The sequence below is a fragment of the Streptomyces longisporoflavus genome (genome assembly GCF_014649775.1).
Taxonomy (GTDB): domain Bacteria; phylum Actinomycetota; class Actinomycetes; order Streptomycetales; family Streptomycetaceae; genus Streptomyces; species Streptomyces longisporoflavus.
The window spans coordinates 126,744-146,421 of the sequence record NZ_BMTR01000015.1 but is presented as its reverse complement, the minus strand read 5'-3'; the positions used below and the strand labels follow the sequence as shown (position 1 = coordinate 146,421).

Below are 19,678 nucleotides of genomic sequence, written 5' to 3'. Positions count from 1 at the left end.
GGAAATCCGCAGCGCCATCGACAGACACATCAGACCATCTGGAGTCCTCCTGGCTCAACAGGCACACGTTTCACTGTGCCATTGGCCCACTCTTGTACGCTCGTCCCGAGCCACGAGCGGGCCAACGGACCACGCCCCGGCCGGCGCGGCGCTCCCCCCCGTTTCGGGAGCAGGGGGCGGGGTAACCGTGCGCTCTCGACACCAATGCGGAGTCAACGCAGCGGCAAGGAAGAGCCAAGGAAGAGGAGAGTCGCCATGCCCGGAGTCATCAACCGCATCAAGCAGTACGTGCGTAGCCCTCAGGGACAGCGCACGGTCCGCCAGGCCCGCCGGGCCTCGGCCGATCCCCGGAAGCGGGCGCAGGCCCGGCGCATGCTCGGCAAGTTCCGCGGCCGCCACTGAGCCTCGTGGGGCGGCCGTTCGGTCGGCGCGCTCCTCGGCGCACTGCTCCTACGGCTCTGCCGGCGGCCACAGGGGGCGCTGGTCCCCCGGCAGGGTCAGCAGGGCCCGGCCGACCGTGCGGTGGGCGGGGAGCAGTTCCGTGCTGCCGGTCAGCGCCAGCATCTCCGAGAGGCGCCGCCCCGCGCCCGCGAGCAGCAGCCTGCCGTCGCGGCGGGCGAGCAGCCAGCGCACGGCGAGCAGGCAGTTCAGCCCGCGCGAGTCGCAGAACATCAACGCCGTCACGTCGAGGACCAGATGCCGGTGCCCGGCCTCGACACGGGCGCCGAGGGTACGCAGGAAGAACTCCTCGCAGGACTGGTCGAGTTCGCCGCTGACCCGCAGCACCGCGCAGTCGGAGCAACTCGCGAGCTCGGTGATGGTCAGGCGATGGGTCTCCGTGGACATCGCACCCCCGCGGCCCATCGTACCGAGACGGCACAGAAGCCTCTCCCGGAACATATCGGGGCGCGCCCTCGCCACCTCCTGCCGAAAGGCCCCGCTGCTCCTGCCGAGAGCTCCGGCGGGCCGCCTCCCGACGAGGAGTCCGGCTACTTCTTGTCGAGGAGCTTGGCCCGCAGCCGACCGAGGATCCGGGTCAGGATGCGCGAGACGTGCATCTGGGAGATGCCCAGCTCCGCACCGATCTCGCTCTGCGTCATGTCGGCGGCGAAGCGCATCGCGAGGATCTTGCGGTCGCGCTCCGGGAGCGCGGCGATGAGCGGCTTCAGGGTGTGCAGGTCCTCGACCTTGTCCAGCTCCGGGTCGCGGTAGCCCACGTGGTCGGCCAGCCTGTCGTCGGAGTCGACGCCGTCGGCCGGAAAGTCCAGGGAGGCCGTGGTGTAGCCGTTGGCGGCGGTCAGGCCCTCGCTGACCTCGGCCTCGTCCAGGTCCAGGTGTTCGGCGAGTTCGGCCGTGGTGGGGGTGTGCCCGTTCGTCTGCTCGAGATCGGTGGTGGCCTTCACCAGGTCCAGGCGGAGTTCCTGCAACCGACGGGGGACGCGCACGGCCCAGGTGGTGTCGCGGAAGAACCGTTTGATCTCGCCCATGATGGTCGGCAGCGCGAAGGTGGGGAACTCCACGCCCCGCTGGAGGTCGAAGCGGTTGATCGCCTTGATCAGGCCGATCGTGCCCACCTGGACGACGTCTTCGTACGATTCGTCGCGCGGGCGCATCCGATGGGCCGCGTACTGCACGAGGTTGAGGTTCAGTTCGACCAGCGTGTTGCGTACGTAGGCGTGTTCGGGGGTTCCTTCCTCCACGGCGTCCAGGCGGGCGAAGAGCGCCTTGGACAGAGCCTTCACCTCGGCCATGCGGCGTCCGCCCGCGGAAGGCTGAGGCTGCTCGGCGGCCGTCCGAGCGGCTGCGGCGGTGTCGGAGTCGGTCTCGCTGTCGGGGCCGGCGGTATGTCGTTCGGCGACCGACACCGTCGGTCCTTGACTGCTGGTCGTCGAGGCCACCATCGTCACTCCCTGAACAGTGGGCGCTCCCGGGGGCGGGAGCGCGCCGTGCACGGGCTCCTACCCACCATCTCCCGTTACATTCCCGTGACTTGACTTTCCGTATGGAAGCCCCATTCGGGGGAACTCGGACGCCCCGCGGGATGAGCAGGACAGGGAAGACAGGGAGGGGACGGCCGTGATCTGGTGGATGTGGCTGACCGCGGTGCTTGTGGCACTGCTCCTGCTGGCCGGTGCGATCCTCGGAACGCAGGCGAGGCGCCGCGGCGGCGGCGCGATCGTGGTCCGCCGGGGCCGGCGCGGGGGACGCGGGGGGATGCGATGAGCACGCTGATGCTCGTCGCCGACCTGACCAAGCGGCCCGTGGTCACGCTCGGCGGAGAAGCCGTCGCGCAGATCAAGGACACCGTCTTCGACGCGGCGGGCGGGCAGATCACCGGCTTCACCCTGGCGGGCCGCGGATTGCTCTCCGGCCCCCTCAAGCAGAGCCTGCCCTGGTCCGGCGTCCACGCGCTCGGCCCCGACGCGGTGATGATCCCCGCCGTCGAGGTGCTCCAGGCCAGGGACGCGGTCGTGGACAAGGGCGAGGCCGGCTCCGGGCAGGTGCGAGGCGCCCGCGTACTCAGCGACGCGGGGCTTGAGTTGGGCACCGTACTGGACGCGGTGGTCGAGGGCGGCACCAGTGGCCGGGTGGCCGGTTTCCACGTCGCCACCACCGAGGCGATGGGGCGGCACGAACGCCGGGCGTTCCTGCCGGCGCACGGCCGGCTGGCCATGACCGGGGACACCTTGGTGATACCGGCGCGGCTGGCCGAGCGGGCGGTGGACGACCTGGCCGCGGCGGACTTGAGGAAGGGAACCGAGCGATGATGCTGCTCAGCCAGGTCCTGGGCCTCTCCGTCATCAGCGCCGAGGACGCGCTCCCCGCCGGGGAGGTGGCCGGCCTCGGCATCGACCCGCTGGCCTGCCGGGTCTCGGAGCTGTACCTCAAGAGCACCGGGAGCGGCGACAGCGTGCCGTGGGCGCAGGTGCGCGGGATGGGTCCGGACGCGGTGATCGTCGACACCGCCGCGGCCGAGGCGGGCCGGGAGAGCCCGCACTCACGGGCGCACAAAAGGCTGCTGGGCAAACGGATCCTGACCGAGTTCGGCGAGGACATCGGCACGCTGACCGAAGTCACCTTCGACCCGGAAACGGGCGCCGTCGGCGATCTGTACATCGGCCGCGACCCGACGCCGGTCCCCGGCAGCCGTATGGTCGGCCTGGGCTCCTACGCCCTGGTCCTCGCCGCCGGATGAGCCCTCGCTGCGGCCCCGCTGCGGCATCCGCCGCGGCAGCCGCGGAGAAACGCTGTGTTTCGAGCGAAGCAATATGTGTGCCGGCCGTATGAGAAATCACCGCGAGGCGCTCTGAGTATTTCTTGCGTGACGCCCGGAATTGAATTGCTGACCGCGCAGATCCGACTGCACCGTGCTACTGTCGTTCTCAGTTGCAGTTGTGGTTCCCAAGAAACTTCAAGTGCCCTCATCGCCTTTGCCGGCCGGTGAGAGCACTTTTGTATTTCCGGTCATTTCCGGCGGGGTAATCATCGCGGCGACGCGGAGTTTTGCACAGTGCGGACTCCGGGCACTGCCCCGAAGGAGATAGACATGGCTAATGGCACCGTGAAGTGGTTCAACTCGGAAAAGGGCTTCGGCTTCATCGAGCAGGACGGCGGCGGCCCCGACGTCTTCGCCCACTACTCGAACATCGCCGCCCAGGGCTTCCGTGAGCTCCAGGAAGGCCAGAAGGTGAACTTCGACATCGCCCAGGGCCAGAAGGGCCCGACGGCCGAGAACATCGTTCCCGCCTGACGCTCACGCGTACTTCGTAGCTGGGGCCCGCACCTTGGGGTGCGGGCCCCAGCTCGTGCATTTACCGCACCATCCAGGGCCTCGGATCAGCGGTACGAAAACCGTGACCTCGTCATCGGTTTCGTCTCCCCGCCGCGCCGCCCCTGTCCGGAACGTCACTCGTTCCCGCGCATCCGCTCGCAGAATTTGCCGCCGGATTCGCCGCACGCATCTCCCCGGCCGTTCTCGCGAATCTCCGCGCCGCGCTCTCGCGCTTGCACCGCGGAATTTCCTTGGTACGCGCCGCATCAAGGAAGGTTCCGCATGAACCGCACACGCACGAACGCCCCCTCCTCCTACGCCCGCCACGGCGCGCCGTCCCGCGGGCGCTCCGGCGCTCCGGGCCGTTCGGCCGGTGGCCGCGGCCGTCGGCCATCCGCGCCGCAGGGCGAATTCGCCCTGCCGGTCACGGTCACTCCCGCACTCCCGGCCGTAGAGGCGTTCGCGGATCTCGCGATGCCGGCGCCGCTGCTCGCCGCTCTCGGCCGCGAGGGCATGAGCGTGCCGTTCCCGATCCAGGGGGCGACGCTGCCCAACTCCCTCGCGGGCCGCGACGTACTGGGCCGTGGCCGCACCGGCTCGGGCAAGACCCTCGCCTTCGGCCTCGCGCTCCTCGCCCGTACGGACGGTCTGCGCGCCGAGCCGCGCCGGCCGCTCGCCCTGGTCCTCGTCCCCACCCGCGAACTGGCCCAGCAGGTCACCGACGCGCTCACGCCGTACGCCCGCGCCCTGCGGCTCAGGCTCGCCACGGTGGTCGGCGGCATGTCGATCGGCAGGCAGGCCGGCGCGCTGCGGTCCGGCGCGGAAGTCGTCGTCGCCACGCCCGGCCGCCTGAAGGACCTCATCGACCGCGGCGACTGCCGCCTCGACCAGGTCGGCATCACCGTCCTCGACGAGGCCGACCAGATGGCCGACATGGGCTTCATGCCCCAGGTCACCGCGCTGCTCGACCAGGTACGCCCCGAGGGCCAGCGGATGCTGTTCTCGGCCACGCTCGACCGCAACGTCGACCTGCTGGTCCGCCGCTACCTCTCCGACCCGGTGGTCCACTCCGTCGACCCCTCTCAGGGCGCGGTCACCACGATGGAGCACCACGTGCTGCACGTGCACGGCGCGGACAAGCACCGTACGACCACCGAGATCGCGGCCCGCGAGGGCCGGGTGATCATGTTCCTGGACACCAAGCACGCCGTCGACCGGCTCACCGATCACCTTCTGAGCAGCGGCGTCCGCGCCGCCGCGCTGCACGGCGGGAAGTCCCAGCCGCAGCGCACGCGGACCCTGACCCACTTCAAGACCGGCCATGTGACGGTCCTGGTGGCGACGAACGTCGCGGCCCGCGGGATCCACGTCGACAACCTCGACCTGGTCGTGAACGTCGACCCGCCCACCGACCACAAGGACTACCTCCACCGCGGCGGGCGTACCGCCCGCGCCGGCGAGTCCGGCAGCGTCGTCACGCTCGTGACGCCGGGCCAGCGACGCGACATGAGCCGCCTGATGGCCGCCGCGGGCATCACCCCGCAGACCGCTCAAGTGCGCTCCGGCGACGAGGAGTTGAACCGCATCACCGGCGCACAGGCCCCTTCGGGTGTCCCGGTCACCATCACCGCGCCGGTCACGGAGCGCCCCCGCCGCTCCGGTGCCTCCTCCGCACGCAGCCGCCGCAGTCCCAGGGACCGGCGCGCCGACCGCGCACCGCGCCGCGCCGCACAGGGTCCCGCCGCGCAGGGGCCGTCCGCTTCCAGCCCGGCGGCCTAGAGCCTGTACGACCGTCCAGTACACCCACCCTCAGCAGGAGGCACCTTTGACGCCGGTTCAGACTTCGGGCGGACCGCGAGTCCGTGACGACATGACCGTCGAGCTCGCCCTTTCGGTCATGGCGGGCGCACGAGCCCGCCATCTGTTCCTGTGCGACGAGAACGACCAGCGTACGGGCCTGATCACCAGGGCCCGGCTCATCGCCGTCCGTGAAAGCCCCCTCTACACGGACCAGGTCCGCCTACGGGACGTTCTCGCCCTCGCGCGTTGATCGCCCCTCCCCCGTCACCGGCCCCTCTCCGCATCTGTGAGGCATCATGCGCTGCGTCATCGCCCGTTTCCCGTTCGACCTCACCAAGCATGGGGTGCTCGACGCGATGAAGGGGGTCAAGCCCGAGCCCGTCACGGGTGACTCCGTCATCATCGGCCGCCGCCACTACCCCATCAAGCAGGTGGGCGCGGTCATCACCCGGCAGGACCGCCGTGACTTCAGCGCCGGGGAAGTCACCCGCGCCATGACGCTCCTCGGCTTCACCTGCCGTACACCTTCCGAGGCCCCCGCACCGCGCGCCCTCACCCCGCTCGAGACCGCGTCGACACTGCTCGGCACCCCCGTCCGCGGGTAGCGCACCGCTCCACGCGTCACACAAAATCTATGCTCGCGACAGTAGACATTGCGCGATCACATGATTAGGGTTTCTCCCGTAGCTATAGACCAAGCGGGAGAAACGGAGGAGCAGACGCCATCAGGATCGCCCGGCCAGGATCGTTTCGGCCGGGTGCAGCAAGACCCCGGATTGGAAGGTGGTCCTCGGTCACGCATCAGCGATCCCCGCTTCCCGCCCCTGTTCTGTTCTGGGGCCGGACGGCGGAAACAGTAGGTCGGCGCAGCGACTGGGCCGACAGATGGTGTTGAATTTCCTTCGGGGCCCTGGTGCCGTACGGCACCAGGGCCCCTCGACGCGTGGCATAAAGAGGTGACATGACTGCGGATACCCCGCTTACCGGTCGTCTGGACGACGACGACTATCCCGCCTACACCATGGGGCGGGCCGCCGAGATGCTCGGCACCACACCAGGCTTCCTGCGGGCCATCGGTGAAGCACGACTGATCACACCGCTGCGCTCGGAGGGCGGGCACCGGCGGTACTCCCGCTACCAGCTGCGGATCGCCGCGCGCGCCCGCGAACTGGTGGACCAGGGCACCCCGGTCGAGGCGGCCTGCCGCATCGTGATCCTCGAGGATCAGCTCGAAGAGGCGCAGCGCATCAACGCCGAGTACCGCAAGGCCTCGTCCGCGTCGAGCGACACCCCGAACTGACCCGGCGGGCCCGCTTCAGGCAGCCGGCGGCCACACCCCGGCAGTGAGCACCCCCAGCACGTACGCACGCGCCACCAGCTCCGTCCGGTTCGCCGCGCCCCAGCGCTCCGCGAGACGGCGCAGGTGGTAGGTGACGCCGTCCGGAGTGAGGCCTGTCTCGCGGGCCGCCTGCGCCGTACTCGCGCCACCGGCGAGGAGGGCCAGGATCCTGGCCTCGGCCGGGGAGGCCGCTGCGGCAGGCGCCTCGGCGGGGGCGGGGTCCTCGCCCAGGACCCGGAGCAGCACCAGCAGGCCGGGAACCTCATCGACCGTGTCGCTCACCGGCTCCGCCGTCAGCTCGCCGTGCCGCCGCGTCCCGTCGGGAGCCTGCCAGTGCACGGCGACGGGATAGCGCGAGCGGCGCCGCAGCCGTACCGCCTCCGCGATCCGCAGGACCTGTGTCTTCTCCTCGGGGCGGAACAGTTCCAGCACGCTGCGGCCCCGCAGGCTCCCGGAGGTCTCACCCCACTCCGCCGTCATCGCCGGGTTGGCGAGGATGATCGCGCCGTTCGCGTCGCACACCGCGACGGGCATCGGGATGCGGTTGAAGAGGAGCATGGCGCGGTTGCGCCACAGCACGGAGTCCGCGGACCGCACGGGCGTCCCGTGGTCCTCGGAGGTCACGGAGTCCACGGAGCGACTCCTTCCAGCCAGGAGCAGTCAAGAGCAGGGCATTGTTCATCACTACACAATCATGTAGTGGGACGGTGCAATCCGCCGGGGAGCGGCGACGAAGGTAGGGCAGCAGTGACTTCCGTACGGCGAAAGGCAGTTGTCACGCCATGCCCCCCACCACCACCGCACCGCTCCCCCGCGACGCCGGATCCGGCCTCGACGGTGTGCCGCTGATCGACATCTCCGCCACCGGGCCGGGGCCCGCCCCGCTGCAGCAGGCCATGGACCTGATCCGCCGCCACGGGCCCGTGCTGCGACGGCGGCTGCACGGCCGCGACGCGCTGTTCGTGAGCGACCTCGATCTCGTGACCGAGCTCGCCGACGAGTCCCGCTTCGCCAAGCATGTGGGACCCGCCCTGGAGAACGTGCGGGAGTTCACCGCCGACGGACTGTTCACCGCGTACAACGACGAGCCCAACTGGGCACGGGCGCACGACATCCTGATGCCCGCTTTCGCGCTCGGCTCGATGCGTACGTACCACCCGACGATGCTGCGCGTCGCACGGCGGCTCGTCGAGGCGTGGGACCGCGGCGCGCGGGACGGGCGTCCCGTGGACGTGCCGGGCGACATGACGCGGATGACCCTGGACACGATCGGTCTTGCCGGGTTCGGCTACGACTTCGGTTCGTTCGAGCGGGCCGAGCCGCATCCCTTCATCGAGTCCATGGTCCGCTGCCTGGAGTGGAGCATGACCCGCCTGAGCCGTACGCCGGGCAGTGACCACGCCGCGGCCGACGCGGCCTTCCGGGCCGATGCCGACTACCTGGCGCAGGTGGTCGACGACGTCATTTCCGCGCGGGCCGACGGCACGCCGGGCGCCGGGCCCGCCGAGGATCTGCTCGGCCTCATGCTCAGCGCCGCGCACCCCGGCGACGGCTCGAGGCTGGACACCGCCAACATCCGCAACCAGGTGATCACCTTCCTGATCGCGGGGCACGAGACGACGTCCGGCGCGATGTCGTTCGCCCTGTACTACCTGGCCAAGCACCCCGCCGTACTCGACCTCGTGCGGCGCGAGGTCGATGCCCTGTGGGGCGACGCCACTGATCCCGAGCCGACCTTCGAGGACGTCGGGCGGCTCACGTACACGCGTCAGGTGCTCAACGAAGCGCTGCGGCTGTGGCCGACGGCCGCCGCGTTCGGCCGGCACGCCCGCGAGGACACGCTCCTCGGCGGCCGTATCCCGCTGCGGGCCGGGCAGGGCGTCACCGTGCTCGCTCCGATGCTGCACCGGCAGCCGGTGTGGGGCGACAACCCGGAGCTGTTCGACCCCTCGCGCTTCACCGCCGAGGCGGAGGCCGCGCGCTCCCCGCACGCGTTCAAGCCGTTCGGCACCGGCGAACGGGCCTGCATCGGGCGGCAGTTCGCGCTGCACGAGGCGACCATGCTGCTCGGGATGCTGGTGCACCGCTACCGGCTGCACGACCACGCCGACTACCGCCTCACCGTCAAGGAGACGCTCACCCTCAAGCCCGACGGCTTCACGCTCACGCTGACACCGCGCACCGCCGCCGACCGCGTACACGGCGCACTGCCGGGCAGCACCTCCGGTGCGGCGGCTGCTGTGCCCGACGCCGCCGCCCTGCCCGCTCGTGTCGCGCCCGGCACCCGCGCGCTCTTCCTGCACGGCAGCAACTACGGGACCTGCCGGGACTTCGCCGCGCGGCTCGCGGACGAAGCGGCGTCGGTGGGCTGCGAGACCGAGGTCGCGCCGCTCGACGATTACGCCGGCGGGCTGCCCGCCGACCGTCCGGTCGTCATCACCGCCGCCTCGTACAACGGCCGCCCCACCGACGATGCCACCGTGTTCGCCGCCTGGCTGGACGGCGCCCCCGCGGCCACCGCCGAGAACGTCACGTACGCGGTCCTCGGGGTGGGCGACCGCAACTGGGCCGCCACGTACCAGCACGTACCGACGCGCTTCGACGAGCGGCTCGCGGAGCTGGGCGGCGACCGGCTCCTGGAGCGTACGGCGGCCGACGCCTCGGGGGATCTCGGCGGCGCCGTGCGGGAGTTCACGGCGCGGCTGCGGACGGCTCTCCTGGAGCGGTACGGCGACCCCGACGCGCCGGACGCCCCGGACGCCGCTGCCTCCTTCGACGCGTACGAGGTCCGCGAGCTGACCGGCGGCCCTCTGGACGCGATCGCCGAGCGGCACGGGCTCGTCCCGATGACGGTCAGTGAGGCCTACGACCTGACCGCGCCCGGACATCCCCGCAGGAAGCGCTTCGTACGGCTCGCTCTGCCCGACGGCGTCACCTATCGCACGGGCGACCATCTCAGCGTGCTGCCCGTGAACGACCCCGCGCTCGTCGACCGGGCCGCCGCGGCGCTCGGCGTGGACCCGGAGGCGGTTCTCGACATCCGCGCGAGCCGCCCCCGCCGGGACGGGCTCGCCCTGGACCGCCCCTTGACGGTGCGCCAACTCCTGTCCCACCACGTGGAGTTGCAGGGGCGGCCCACCGCGGGCCAGCTGGCGGTGCTCGCAGCGGCCAACCCCTGCCCGCCGGAGCGTGCCCTCCTGGACGCCCTGGCCGGTGACGACGCGGCCCGCGCGGCCGACGGGCGCACGCTGCTCGAACTGGTCGAGGACTGCCCGGCACTGCGCGGGGCCCTGGAGTGGCCGCGTCTGCTCGCCGTGCTCACGCCGCTGCGGCCCCGCCACTACTCGGTGTCCTCCTCGCCGGCGGTGCGCCCCGGGCACGCCGACCTGATGGTGTCCCTCCTGGAGGCCCCGGCCCGCTCGGGCAGCGGGGCGCTGTACCGCGGCACGGGTTCCGGGCACCTCAACGCGGTGCGCCCGGGAGACACCGTCCTGGCGAGGGTCCAGCCGTGCCGCGATGCCTTCCGCATCGACCACGCGGACCCGACGCCCGTCATCATGATCGCCGCGGGCACCGGGCTCGCGCCGTTCCGCGGCACGATCGCGGACCGCGCCAAGCTGACGGCCGAGGGAGCCCGGCTCGCGCCCGCCGTCTGCTACTTCGGGTGCGACGCTCCGGACGCCGACTTCCTGCACGCGGCGGAGTTGCGCGCCGCGGAGGCCGCCGGCGCGGTCTCGATGCGCCCTGCTTTCAGCGCTTCCCCCGTCGACGGGGCGGCCTTCGTGCAGCACCGCGTCGCGGCGGAGGCCGACGAGGTGTGGGGCCTGCTGGCGGCCGGAGCCCGGGTGTATGTGTGCGGCGACGGCTCGCGCATGGCACCGGGCGTGCGCGACGCCCTGCGCACACTGCACCGGGAGCGCACGCCGGGAGCCACGGCGGCGGATTCCGAGCAGTGGCTGGCTGAGCTGACCGCGCAGGGGCGTTACGTCGAGGACGTGTACGCGGCAGGCTAGCGAGGCAAATCGCTCACGCCGGGCCCGGCACCCCCGGGCCCGGCGTGCGGACGGCCGCCGGCCGGCTCCGGCGCGTGGGGCCTGAGACCTCAGGCCTCAGACCTCAGACCTCAGGCCTCCGTGAGCGAGTCGACGCCGAACAACTCGCCCAGGGCGCGCGCCGTTTCGGTGCTGTCCACGTGGTGCAGGCCCCGGATACCGAGGCGGGCCGCTCCGCTCAGGTTGTGTTCCAGGTCGTCGATCATGACGCAGGCGGGCGGTTCGACGCCGAGGCGGTCGCAGGCCGTCCGGTAGATGCGGCGGCCCGGCTTGCGGGAGCCGATCTCGCTGGAGATCACGACGACGTCCGCGAGCGCCTCCATGTCGTATCCCCGGTAGCAGTCGTCGCCCAGGGCGTTCGACACGATCGCCACCGGGACACCCCTGGCCCGCAGTCCGACGAGCGCCGCGATCATCTTCTCGTCCGGTCGCATCCCCGCCCCGATCGCGGCGACGAGCCCCGCGGGTTCCACCTCCACGCCCTTCTCGCGCAGCCGCGCCGCGATGCCCCGCTCGAAATCGGCCTCGCTGAGCCGCCCGCACTCGTGCTCCACGAGCAGCGCCGACGACTCCGCGTCCTCCCGGAACAGCCGCTCGATCAGCAGCGGATCCTCGCTCACCCGCGCGGAGTAGGAGCGGAACGAGTCGAACACACTGGTCGTAAGCACACCGCCGAAGTCGGTGAGCACCGCGCGCGGCGGCGCTGCTTCCACGCCGGCCTTCGCTGCCTCGGACACCGCGTCAAGTGCCGTCTTCTCGTCCACTTCTTTCTCCACTCCTGTCTCCTCAAGTACCGGTTGTACCCGCGTAGTTGAAGCGCCGGTCGAGAATCTCGAGGACCTGTTCGCCCCAGCGCAGGTTCGACTCCTCCAGGGAGCGGCCCGCCATCAGTGTGAGGTAGGGGCCGATGCGCTCGGCGTCGCGCAGGTACTCCGTCTCGTCGCGGCCGCCGAGGAGGTGGCGGCGCAGCCGTTCGTAGCGGGCGAGTTTGCCGCGCGACCACTCCATGCGCTCCTCGATCAGCGCGCGGGTGGCGGCGGGGTCGGCGCCGTCCATGGCCTGCACCTTGACCATGAGTTCGTCCCGGATGGCGATGGGCCGGGGCGGCTCGGCGGCGAAGGCGTGCAGATCGCGCAGGCCGGCTTCGGTGAGCGTGAACATCCGCTTGTTCGGCCTGCGTTCCTGCTGCACCACACGCGCGTCGATCAGGCCGTCCCCCGCAAGGCGCTCCAGCTCGCGGTAGAGCTGCTGCGGCGTCGCGGACCAGAAGTTCGACACTGACACGTCGAAGATCTTGGCCAGGTCGTATCCGGACGACTCGCCCTCCAGGAGCGCCGCGAGCACCGCGTACTTGAGAGACATCTGGACACCGTACACCGATGTGATTACTCTCCAACGCACCTACTCAACAAATTGACTACCATCGACTATCGACGAGAACCGGGGTGTGCCCATGCAGGCTTTCCGCAAGGCAGTCGAGGCCGGCGACCACGCGGCGATGGAGGCCCTGCTCGCCGATGACGTCGTCTTCACCAGTCCGGTCGTGTTCCGGCCCTATACGGGCAAGGCGACGACCTCCGCGATCCTGCGGGGCGTCACCAGGGTCTTCGAGGACTTCCGGTACGTACGCGAGATCAACGACGCCGGAGGACGCGATTCCGCCCTCGTCTTCGAGGCGAGGGTCGGCGACCGGCGGATCACCGGCTGCGACTTCCTCCACGTCGACGAGGACGGACTGATCGACGAGTTCATGGTGATGGTCCGGCCCTTGTCGGCCGCACAGGCACTGGCCGCGGCCATGGGCGCCCAGTGGGAGCGGATCGCCGAGGACGCGGCGGGCGCGTAGCCGGCGCGCCCGGCTACCAGGTGCGGGCCGACCGGACGAGGTGGTCGCGCACGAGGGCGACATGCGGGTTGTCCGCGGAGCCGGGGCGCTGCACCAGGAAGCCGGTGTTGATCGGGGCGTCCTGCGGGTCGTGGAGGAGGACCAGCGCGCCGGCGGCCAGCGCGTCACGGCAGAGATAGCGGGGCAGCACGGAGAATCCGGCGCCCGCCACGACGGCCGAGAGGACGCCGCGCAGGTCCGGGACCGTGACGGAAGCCTCGCAGGTCAGCCGCTTGCCGAAGACGTGCCGCCAGTAGCGACGGGCAATCGGCAGATCCTCGGCGTACGTCACAAGCGGCGTGCCCTGCAGCACGGCGGGGCCGTCGGCCGCGATCCGCCCGACGCCGCCGATGCGCTCGGCCCATGTGGGCGCGGCGACCAGGACGAACTCCTCGTCCGCGAGAGGCACGGCACTCAGGGAGCGCCCGCGGGGGCGGGCCGTGGCGATCACCAGATCGTGCCGTCCCGCCCGCAGCTCGTCCAGGAGCCGGTCCGTCAGGCCCGTCGTCACGCGCAGCCGGACCCCCTGCTCGACCAGCGGCGCGAGCGCGGGCAGCGCGCAGTGGCAGAGCATCTCCGCCGGGCCCGCGAGATGTACGGGTTCCGCGGGGGCGCCGTCGAGAGGGCCGCCGTGTCCGGTGACCGCGGCCAGGGCGTCGAGCGGATCGACGACACGCGCCGCGAGGGCGTCCGCGAACGGCACCGGGGCGGCACCGCGCGGCAGCCGCTCGAACAGTTCCCTGCCGACCTGCCGCTCCAGGGCCCGGATCTGCGTGGTGACGGTGGGCTGCGAAAGGCCGAGGAGACGGGCCGCGGCGGTGAAAGAGCCCGACCGGTGGACGGCCAGGAACGTACGCAGCAGGTTCAGGTCCAGCGGGCCCCCGGCGGCGGCATCCGGAGCGGTTCCCGCCGCTCCCGCCGCATCCCCTCCTTCCGTCGCTATTCCCGTCGACCCATCGGAATTCCTATCTCCCATATGGGTCAGCCTATTGGATTTCATCGGGTACACCCGCCTACCTTCGAGGACAGCACCACCTGACGCTCTGAGCACAGAACGTCAGACATCACAGCCTCGGAGAGACACATGTCCAAGATTCTGTTCGTCGTGACCGGCGCCGACCACTGGACGCTGGCCGACGGCACCCAGCACCCGACCGGCTTCTGGGCCGAGGAGGCCGTCGCGCCGTACGAGGCGTTCAAGGCCGCCGGACACGAGGTCGTGGTCGCGACACCGGGCGGCGTCGTGCCGACCGTCGACCAGGCCAGCCTCGCGCCGGAGGTCAACGGCGGCCAGGAGGCCGCCGACAAGGTCGCGGCGAGCCTCGCGGAGAGCAGCGAGTTCCTCGAACCGCTCAAGCTGGAAGAGGTCGACCTCGCCGACTACGCCGCCGTCTTCTACCCCGGCGGGCACGGGCCGATGGAGGACCTCGCCGTCAACGCGGAATCCGGCAGGCTCCTCACCACGGCCCTGGAGATCGGCATGCCGCTCGGCGTCGTCTGCCACGGCCCGGCCGCGCTGCTCGCGGCCACCCGCCAGGACGGCTCCAACGCGTTCGCCGGGTACGAACTGACCGGCTTCACCAACGCCGAGGAGACGCAGGCCGGCTTCGCCGAGAAGGCCAAGTGGCTGCTCCAGGACCGGCTCGTCGCGGCGGGCGCCGACTTCCGGGAGGGCCCGGCCTGGGCCCCCAAGGTGGTCGTCGACCGCAACCTGATCACCGGTCAGAACCCGGCGTCCGCGGCGCCCCTGGCGGACGAGCTCCTCAAGAAGCTGGCCTGACCTCATGGCCACCGACCGGCTCGACGAGGTCCTCGACGCCACCTACGACTCCCTGACCCGGTATGGCGTACGGCGCACGACGATGGACGACATCGCCTCCACGATGGGCGTGTCCCGGTCAGCGGTCTATCAGTACGTACGCAACAAGGACGACGCGTTCCGCAAGCTCGCCGAGCGCCTGCACGCCGAGGCGCTCGCGCGTGCCCGGCAGGCGGCGGCCGAGGACGCCCCGATCGCCGAGCGCATCCGGGGCGTCCTCGACGCCAAGCTGGACCTGGTCCTGCGCCTGGCCGGGGACTCGCCGCACTCCGCCGAGCTCCTCGACGAGAAGACCCGCCTCTTCGGCGACATCTGCCACGGCTTCACCGGCTCGCTGCGGCGGATACTCGTCGATCTGTTCGCCGAGGCGGGGACCCCCGCCTCGGCGAACCCCGGCGAGGCCGCCGACATCTGCATCGCCCTCGTCATGGGCCTGGAGTCCGTGTCCGACGGGCGCGATCTGTTCGTCCCCGCCACGGACGCGCTCCTGACCGGACTCCTCGGCTCACCGGTCACGACGCCGGCCGGCTGACCTCACTCCCTTCTCCCCGCCCCACACACACGCACCCCCCCCACACGCACAGACCCCGAGGAGAACCCTCATGAACGCCCCCGAAGCACTCGACCCCGAGGCGCTCGTCGCCGGGCTCCGGGCCACCTTCGCCTCCGGCCGCACCAAGCCCCTGGCCTGGCGCAGGCAGCAGCTCACCCAGCTGCGCTCCCTGTTCACGGAGCACCGCGAGGACATCGCGGACGCCCTGTACGCCGATCTGCGCAAGCCGCGCACCGAGGCGTACACCGCCGAAGTCGACTTCCCCGTACGGGAGATCGACCACACGCTGGCCCATCTGGAGGAGTGGCTGAGCCCCCAGCCGCTCGCGCCCGAGGCGCTCGCGGGGCTGCCCGAGGGCTCGACCGCCGGTACGCGGTACGAACCGCTCGGCACCGTCCTGATCATCGCGCCGTGGAACTACCCCGTCCAGCTGCTGCTCGTCCCCCTCGTGGGCGCGCTCGCCGCGGGCAACGCCGTCGTCCTGAAGCCCAGCGAAGTCACCCCGGCCACCTCGGAGTTGATCGCCCGGCTCATCCCCGAGTACCTGGACACGGACGCGGTCGCCGTCGTGGAGGGCGGCGTGCCGGAGACCACCGCGCTGCTCGCCCAGCGGTACGGCCACATCTTCTACACCGGCAACGGCACCGTCGGCCGCATCGTGATGCGTGCCGCCGCCGAGCACCTCACCCCGGTCACCCTCGAACTCGGCGGCAAGTCACCGGCGTTCGTCGACCGTGACGTGGACGTGGCCGCCGTAGCCACACGCCTGGCCGAGGCCAAGTTCCGCAACGCGGGACAGACGTGTGTCGCCCCCGACTACGTCCTCACCGACCCGGACACCGCCGCCGCGCTGGCCGAGGAGCTGCGCACGGCCGTGGAGCGGGTGTTCGGCGCTGACCCGAAGAATTCCCAGACGTACGGGCGGATCGTCAATGAGCGGCACTTCGACCGGGTGTCCGCCCTCCTCGACTCCGGAACGACGGCGTTCGGCGGGCAGAGCGACCGCGACGACGTCTACATCGCGCCGACCGTGCTCACCGACGTGAAGCCCGACGAGCCGGTGATGCGGGAGGAGATCTTCGGTCCCGTACTGCCGATCGTGAACGTCGACGGGCTCGACGAGGCGATCGCGTTCATCAACGACCGCGACAAGCCGCTCGCCCTCTACGGATTCACCGAGAACGAGACGACGCGGCAGCGCCTCGCCGACGAGACCTCGTCGGGCGGGCTCGGCTTCGGCCTTCCGATGGCTCATCTCCGCGTCCCCGACCTGCCGTTCGGCGGCGTCGGCGAGAGCGGTGTCGGCAACTACCACGGGCCGCACTCCATCGCCACGTTCAGCCACCGCAAGGCCCGCCTTGACGTGCCGCTCCGCTGACGCCGCCTGACGCCGCCCGGCACCGGGCCGGGGGACGCCCAGGGGGGTCGGGACTTTCGACCATGGACAGTCCACGAGCTGCTGTGATCTCATCCGTCGGGGCGGATCGATCGACCTTCGGCGTGGATCGACGGACTTTCCACGCTGATCGACAGGCGATCCCTGCGGCCGGCATGTGACCGGCCGCCGTCCTGGCCCGCGGCGCGCACACCGTATCCACGGGCCGGTCATTGCACGCCTCCGCTCAGGCCCGAAAGACCCGCACACATGCAGAAGACCAAGTCCGCGCTCTGGGAGTTCCTCCAGGGCCTCGGCAAGACGTTCATGCTCCCGGTGGCCCTGCTCGCGTTCTGCGGCATCATGCTGGGCATCGGTTCCTCGCTCTCCAGCGAGGCCGTCACGGACAATCTGACCTTCCTCCAGGGCGAGGGCTTCCACCTCGTCTTCACGTGGATGGCCGGCACCGGCCTCGTCGCCTTCAAGTTCCTGCCCGTGCTGTTCGCGATAGCCATCCCGCTGGGCCTGGCCCGCGAGGACAAGGGCGTCGCGGCGTTCTCCGGTTTCGTCGGCTTCGCGGCCATGAACCTGGCGGTGAACTTCTACCTCACCGCCAAGGGCGTGGACCTCGAGGACGAGAAGGCCATCGCCCACTACGGCATCGCCGATGTGATCGGCATCCAGTCCATCGATACGGGACTGCTCGGCGCCGTCGCTGTTGGCATCGTTGTCAGCGTCCTCCACCAGCGGTTTCGTACGCAGCGGATGCCGGACGCGCTGGCCTTCTTCGGCGGTCTGCGGTTCGTCCCGATCATCTCGACGCTCGTACTCAGCCTGCTCGGCCTGCTGATTCCGCTGGTGTGGCCGACGTTCAACGGCTGGATCACCGACATCGGGCGCGCGATCGGCCACGCGGGCGTCTTCGGCCCGTTCTTCTTCGGCATGGGCGAGGTGCTGCTGCGGCCGATCGGCCTGCACCACATCCTCGTCGCCATGTTCCGCTTCACCGATGTCGGCGGCTCGGGCGCGGTCTGCGGTGACCAGGTCTCCGGCGCCCTCAATCTCTTCTACGCGCAGCTCAACTGCTCCGGCGCGCCCGGCGAGTCGGTCACGAACGCCACCCACTTCCTGTCCCAGGGCAAGATGGCGGTCTACCTCGGCGGGCTTCCGGGTGCGGCCCTTGCGATGTACCACTGCGCGAACAGGAAGATGCGCCCGGAGATCAAGGCGCTCCTGGTCTCCGGCGTCGTCGCGTGCGTCGTCGGCGGCATCACCGAGCCGCTCGAGTTCCTGTTCCTGTTCATCGCGCCGTGGCTGTACCTGATCCACGCCGTCCTCGTCGGCCTCGGGTTCCTGACCGCCGCCGTACTGGGCGTGTTCATCGGCAACACCGACGGCAATGTCATCGACTGGCTCGTGTTCGGCGTCCTGCAGGGCACGACCACGAAGTGGTACCTGATCCCGGTCATCGCCGCGGTGTGGTTCGCGGCGTACTACTTCCTCTTCCGCTGGGCCATCGTCCGCTTCGACCTCAAGACGCCGGGCCGCGACGAGCCCGCGGAGGAGGAAGCGGCGGAGGACGAGGCAGCCACGGACTCGACGGACGCGGCTCCGCGGGAACTGATCGCGGGGAAGTACGACGCGGTGGCGATCCTGGACGCGATCGGCGGCGCCGGGAACATCCAGAGCCTGGACAACTGCATCACCCGGCTGCGCATGACGGTCGCGGACGCGGAGCAGGTGGACGAGGCGCGTCTGAAGAAGCTGGGAGCGGTGGGAGTGATCAAGCTCGACGCGCACAACGTCCAGGTGATCATCGGCCCGCAGGTGCAGTCGGTGAAGGACGCGATCGCGCCGATGGTCAAGGTGGGCTGACCGGTGCCCGCACCTTTCTACGACTTCGACGCCCCGGTCGACCGGCACGGCACCTGGTGTACGCAGTGGGATTACGTGGAGGACCGCTTCGGCGTCCCCGACCTGCTGCCCTTCACCATCTCGGACATGGACTTCGAGACGGCGCCCGAGGTGCTTTCGGCGCTTCGCGGCCGGCTCGACCACGGCGTGCTCGGCTACTCGCGCTGGCGCCAGGACGACTTCCTCTCCGCGGTCGTCGACTGGTACGGCACGCGCCACGCGGCCGAGGTGCGCCCGGAGTCGATCGTCTACGGCCCGTCCGTGATCTACCAGATCTCCCAGCTCCTGCGCCTGTGGTCGCGCCCCGGCGACGGCGTCGTCGTGCACACCCCGACCTACGACGCCTTCCCCAAGACCATCGCCGCGCACGAACGACGGCTGCTCGGCTGCGGGCTCGGCGACTGGCAGGAACTGGAACGCCTGCTGGCCCTGCCGACCACGTCGATCCTTCTCCTGTGCTCCCCCCACAACCCCACGGGCCACGTGTGGACGGAGGCCGAGCTCGACCGCATGGCGGAGTTGTGCGCGCGGTACGGCGTCGCGGTGATCAGCGACGAGATCCACTCGGACCTCGCGCATCCCCCCTACGTCCACCGCCCCTGGTCCCTGCACTCCGCCGAGGGCAACCGCTGGGCGATCGTCACATCGGCCTCGAAGTCCTTCAACATCCCTGCTCTGACGGGCAGTTACGGAATCTTCGGCGACTCGGCCACTCGCGACGCGTACCTGCGCCGGCTCAAGGAAGCGGACGGCCTCTCGTCACCGGCAGTGCTGTCCCTGGTGGGCCACATCGCGGCCTACCGGGAGGGAGCCCCCTGGCTGGACGCCCTGGGCACCTACGTGCGCGGCAACCTCCAACTGATCGCCGACCGCCTGACCGAGGCGTTCCCGACCCTGAACTGGACCCCGCCCCAAGCGGGCTACCTCGCCTGGATCGACGTACGCCCCCTGGGCGTGAGCGACGAGGCCCTGCAACGCGAACTGATCGAAACACAAAAGACAGCCATCATGCCCGGCACGTCCTACGGCTCCCCGGGCCACCTACGCCTGAACGCGGGCTGCCCCCGCACCAAGACGGACCGGGGCATCACGGCCCTGATCGAGGCGGTACGGGCGGTCCAGCGCGCTCGCTGAGGCGGCCCGGACTGTTCCATTGGTACAGTCGCGAG

The 19,678-nt window shown here is 70.8% G+C and carries 21 protein-coding genes; 15 read left to right on the top strand and 6 right to left on the bottom strand.

The genetic code is table 11. The features are described from left to right. The first annotated feature begins 255 nt into the window (after window positions 1–255). The gene (locus IE226_RS28570; protein ID WP_190084288.1) at window positions 256–402 is read left to right on the top strand and encodes a hypothetical protein; all 147 of its coding nucleotides are present in this window, start codon (window positions 256–258) and stop codon (window positions 400–402) included. A gap of 48 nt (window positions 403–450) precedes the next feature. Here IE226_RS28570 and IE226_RS28565 read toward each other — a convergent pair whose 3' ends face one another. Further along, window positions 451–846: an STAS domain-containing protein gene (locus tag IE226_RS28565; protein ID WP_190084287.1), complete on the bottom strand. Its 396-nt coding sequence runs from the start codon at window positions 844–846 to the stop codon at window positions 451–453. A gap of 143 nt (window positions 847–989) precedes the next feature. Then, window positions 990–1,901, bottom strand: a complete 912-nt coding sequence (locus IE226_RS28560; protein WP_190084286.1) for an RNA polymerase sigma factor SigF — start codon at window positions 1,899–1,901, stop codon at window positions 990–992. Window positions 1,902–2,219: 318 nt separating this feature from the next. On the opposite strand from IE226_RS28560, the gene IE226_RS28555 reads away from it, so the two are divergent. The 7 genes from IE226_RS28555 (at window position 2,220) to IE226_RS28525 (ending at window position 6,872) form a co-directional block, all read left to right on the top strand. Continuing rightward, window positions 2,220–2,768: a PRC-barrel domain-containing protein gene (locus tag IE226_RS28555; protein ID WP_190084285.1), complete on the top strand. Its 549-nt coding sequence runs from the start codon at window positions 2,220–2,222 to the stop codon at window positions 2,766–2,768. Then, window positions 2,765–3,196 (top strand): PRC-barrel domain-containing protein, encoded by a 432-nt coding sequence (locus IE226_RS28550; protein ID WP_190084284.1) that lies wholly within the window; start codon window positions 2,765–2,767, stop codon window positions 3,194–3,196. Before IE226_RS28555 ends, IE226_RS28550 begins: the two co-directional genes overlap by 4 nt. Before the next feature lie 351 nt (window positions 3,197–3,547). After that, window positions 3,548–3,751, top strand: a complete 204-nt coding sequence (locus IE226_RS28545; protein ID WP_190084283.1) for a cold-shock protein — start codon at window positions 3,548–3,550, stop codon at window positions 3,749–3,751. A gap of 303 nt (window positions 3,752–4,054) precedes the next feature. Then, window positions 4,055–5,551 (top strand): DEAD/DEAH box helicase, encoded by a 1,497-nt coding sequence (locus tag IE226_RS28540; protein WP_190084282.1) that lies wholly within the window; start codon window positions 4,055–4,057, stop codon window positions 5,549–5,551. 91 nt (window positions 5,552–5,642) lie between these two features. After that, window positions 5,643–5,822 (top strand): CBS domain-containing protein, encoded by a 180-nt coding sequence (locus IE226_RS28535; RefSeq protein ID WP_190084281.1) that lies wholly within the window; start codon window positions 5,643–5,645, stop codon window positions 5,820–5,822. A 46-nt stretch (window positions 5,823–5,868) separates the two neighbouring features. Beyond that, complete coding sequence (locus IE226_RS28530; RefSeq protein WP_190084280.1) at window positions 5,869–6,177, top strand: SCO5918 family protein; 309 nt, start codon at window positions 5,869–5,871, stop codon at window positions 6,175–6,177. A gap of 356 nt (window positions 6,178–6,533) precedes the next feature. Next, complete coding sequence (locus tag IE226_RS28525) at window positions 6,534–6,872, top strand: helix-turn-helix domain-containing protein (protein ID WP_190084279.1); 339 nt, start codon at window positions 6,534–6,536, stop codon at window positions 6,870–6,872. 15 nt (window positions 6,873–6,887) lie between these two features. Here the strand turns inward: IE226_RS28525 and IE226_RS28520 are convergent, their stop codons facing one another. After that, window positions 6,888–7,469 carry a PAS domain-containing protein gene (locus tag IE226_RS28520; protein WP_190084372.1) on the bottom strand — a complete coding sequence of 194 codons (582 nt, stop codon included), beginning with the start codon at window positions 7,467–7,469 and terminating at the stop codon, window positions 6,888–6,890. 224 nt (window positions 7,470–7,693) lie between these two features. On the opposite strand from IE226_RS28520, the gene IE226_RS28515 reads away from it, so the two are divergent. Further along, entirely contained in the window at window positions 7,694–10,924 is a 3,231-nt protein-coding gene (locus IE226_RS28515; protein WP_190084278.1) for a cytochrome P450, read from the top strand. A gap of 110 nt (window positions 10,925–11,034) precedes the next feature. Here IE226_RS28515 and IE226_RS28510 read toward each other — a convergent pair whose 3' ends face one another. Further along, the gene (locus tag IE226_RS28510) at window positions 11,035–11,739 is read right to left on the bottom strand and encodes an HAD family hydrolase (RefSeq protein ID WP_229871587.1); all 705 of its coding nucleotides are present in this window, start codon (window positions 11,737–11,739) and stop codon (window positions 11,035–11,037) included. Between the two features lie 10 nt (window positions 11,740–11,749). Next, the gene (locus IE226_RS28505) at window positions 11,750–12,325 is read right to left on the bottom strand and encodes a PadR family transcriptional regulator (RefSeq protein WP_190084277.1); all 576 of its coding nucleotides are present in this window, start codon (window positions 12,323–12,325) and stop codon (window positions 11,750–11,752) included. 91 nt (window positions 12,326–12,416) lie between these two features. Here IE226_RS28505 and IE226_RS28500 point away from each other — a divergent pair, with 91 nt between their 5' ends. After that, window positions 12,417–12,809: a nuclear transport factor 2 family protein gene (locus IE226_RS28500; protein ID WP_190084276.1), complete on the top strand. Its 393-nt coding sequence runs from the start codon at window positions 12,417–12,419 to the stop codon at window positions 12,807–12,809. Window positions 12,810–12,822: 13 nt separating this feature from the next. Here IE226_RS28500 and IE226_RS28495 read toward each other — a convergent pair whose 3' ends face one another. Next, window positions 12,823–13,824 (bottom strand): LysR family transcriptional regulator, encoded by a 1,002-nt coding sequence (locus IE226_RS28495; protein WP_190084275.1) that lies wholly within the window; start codon window positions 13,822–13,824, stop codon window positions 12,823–12,825. A 108-nt stretch (window positions 13,825–13,932) separates the two neighbouring features. Between IE226_RS28495 and IE226_RS28490 the strand changes: the two genes are divergently transcribed. The 5 genes from IE226_RS28490 (at window position 13,933) to IE226_RS28470 (ending at window position 19,643) form a co-directional block, all read left to right on the top strand. Further along, complete coding sequence (locus tag IE226_RS28490; protein WP_190084274.1) at window positions 13,933–14,628, top strand: type 1 glutamine amidotransferase domain-containing protein; 696 nt, start codon at window positions 13,933–13,935, stop codon at window positions 14,626–14,628. Between the two features lie 4 nt (window positions 14,629–14,632). Next, the gene (locus IE226_RS28485; protein ID WP_190084273.1) at window positions 14,633–15,199 is read left to right on the top strand and encodes a TetR/AcrR family transcriptional regulator; all 567 of its coding nucleotides are present in this window, start codon (window positions 14,633–14,635) and stop codon (window positions 15,197–15,199) included. A gap of 70 nt (window positions 15,200–15,269) precedes the next feature. After that, complete coding sequence (locus tag IE226_RS28480; RefSeq protein WP_190084272.1) at window positions 15,270–16,598, top strand: aldehyde dehydrogenase family protein; 1,329 nt, start codon at window positions 15,270–15,272, stop codon at window positions 16,596–16,598. A 267-nt stretch (window positions 16,599–16,865) separates the two neighbouring features. After that, complete coding sequence (malX, locus tag IE226_RS28475; RefSeq protein ID WP_190084271.1) at window positions 16,866–18,470, top strand: maltose/glucose-specific PTS transporter subunit IIBC; 1,605 nt, start codon at window positions 16,866–16,868, stop codon at window positions 18,468–18,470. Window positions 18,471–18,473: 3 nt separating this feature from the next. Further along, on the top strand, window positions 18,474–19,643 hold the full coding sequence (locus IE226_RS28470) for a MalY/PatB family protein (RefSeq protein ID WP_190084270.1): 1,170 nt from the start codon (window positions 18,474–18,476) through the stop codon (window positions 19,641–19,643). Window positions 19,644–19,678 lie beyond the last annotated feature (35 nt).

Excerpts from the sequence above, each read along its gene's own strand:
- IE226_RS28570 (WP_190084288.1), top strand. The coding sequence starts at position 256 with ATGCCCGGAGTCATCAACCGCATCAAGCAGTACGTGCGTAGCCCTCAG.
- IE226_RS28565 (WP_190084287.1), bottom strand. The coding sequence starts at position 846 with ATGTCCACGGAGACCCATCGCCTGACCATCACCGAGCTCGCGAGTTGC.
- IE226_RS28560 (WP_190084286.1), bottom strand. The coding sequence starts at position 1,901 with ATGGTGGCCTCGACGACCAGCAGTCAAGGACCGACGGTGTCGGTCGCC.
- IE226_RS28555 (WP_190084285.1), top strand. The coding sequence starts at position 2,220 with ATGAGCACGCTGATGCTCGTCGCCGACCTGACCAAGCGGCCCGTGGTC.
- IE226_RS28550 (WP_190084284.1), top strand. The coding sequence starts at position 2,765 with ATGATGCTGCTCAGCCAGGTCCTGGGCCTCTCCGTCATCAGCGCCGAG.
- IE226_RS28545 (WP_190084283.1), top strand. The coding sequence starts at position 3,548 with ATGGCTAATGGCACCGTGAAGTGGTTCAACTCGGAAAAGGGCTTCGGC.
- IE226_RS28540 (WP_190084282.1), top strand. The coding sequence starts at position 4,055 with ATGAACCGCACACGCACGAACGCCCCCTCCTCCTACGCCCGCCACGGC.
- IE226_RS28535 (WP_190084281.1), top strand. The coding sequence starts at position 5,643 with ATGACCGTCGAGCTCGCCCTTTCGGTCATGGCGGGCGCACGAGCCCGC.
- IE226_RS28530 (WP_190084280.1), top strand. The coding sequence starts at position 5,869 with ATGCGCTGCGTCATCGCCCGTTTCCCGTTCGACCTCACCAAGCATGGG.
- IE226_RS28525 (WP_190084279.1), top strand. The coding sequence starts at position 6,534 with ATGACTGCGGATACCCCGCTTACCGGTCGTCTGGACGACGACGACTAT.
- IE226_RS28520 (WP_190084372.1), bottom strand. The coding sequence starts at position 7,469 with ATGCTCCTCTTCAACCGCATCCCGATGCCCGTCGCGGTGTGCGACGCG.
- IE226_RS28515 (WP_190084278.1), top strand. The coding sequence starts at position 7,694 with ATGCCCCCCACCACCACCGCACCGCTCCCCCGCGACGCCGGATCCGGC.
- IE226_RS28505 (WP_190084277.1), bottom strand. The coding sequence starts at position 12,325 with ATGTCTCTCAAGTACGCGGTGCTCGCGGCGCTCCTGGAGGGCGAGTCG.
- IE226_RS28500 (WP_190084276.1), top strand. The coding sequence starts at position 12,417 with ATGCAGGCTTTCCGCAAGGCAGTCGAGGCCGGCGACCACGCGGCGATG.
- IE226_RS28495 (WP_190084275.1), bottom strand. The coding sequence starts at position 13,824 with ATGGGAGATAGGAATTCCGATGGGTCGACGGGAATAGCGACGGAAGGA.
- IE226_RS28490 (WP_190084274.1), top strand. The coding sequence starts at position 13,933 with ATGTCCAAGATTCTGTTCGTCGTGACCGGCGCCGACCACTGGACGCTG.
- IE226_RS28485 (WP_190084273.1), top strand. The coding sequence starts at position 14,633 with ATGGCCACCGACCGGCTCGACGAGGTCCTCGACGCCACCTACGACTCC.
- IE226_RS28480 (WP_190084272.1), top strand. The coding sequence starts at position 15,270 with ATGAACGCCCCCGAAGCACTCGACCCCGAGGCGCTCGTCGCCGGGCTC.
- malX (WP_190084271.1), top strand. The coding sequence starts at position 16,866 with ATGCAGAAGACCAAGTCCGCGCTCTGGGAGTTCCTCCAGGGCCTCGGC.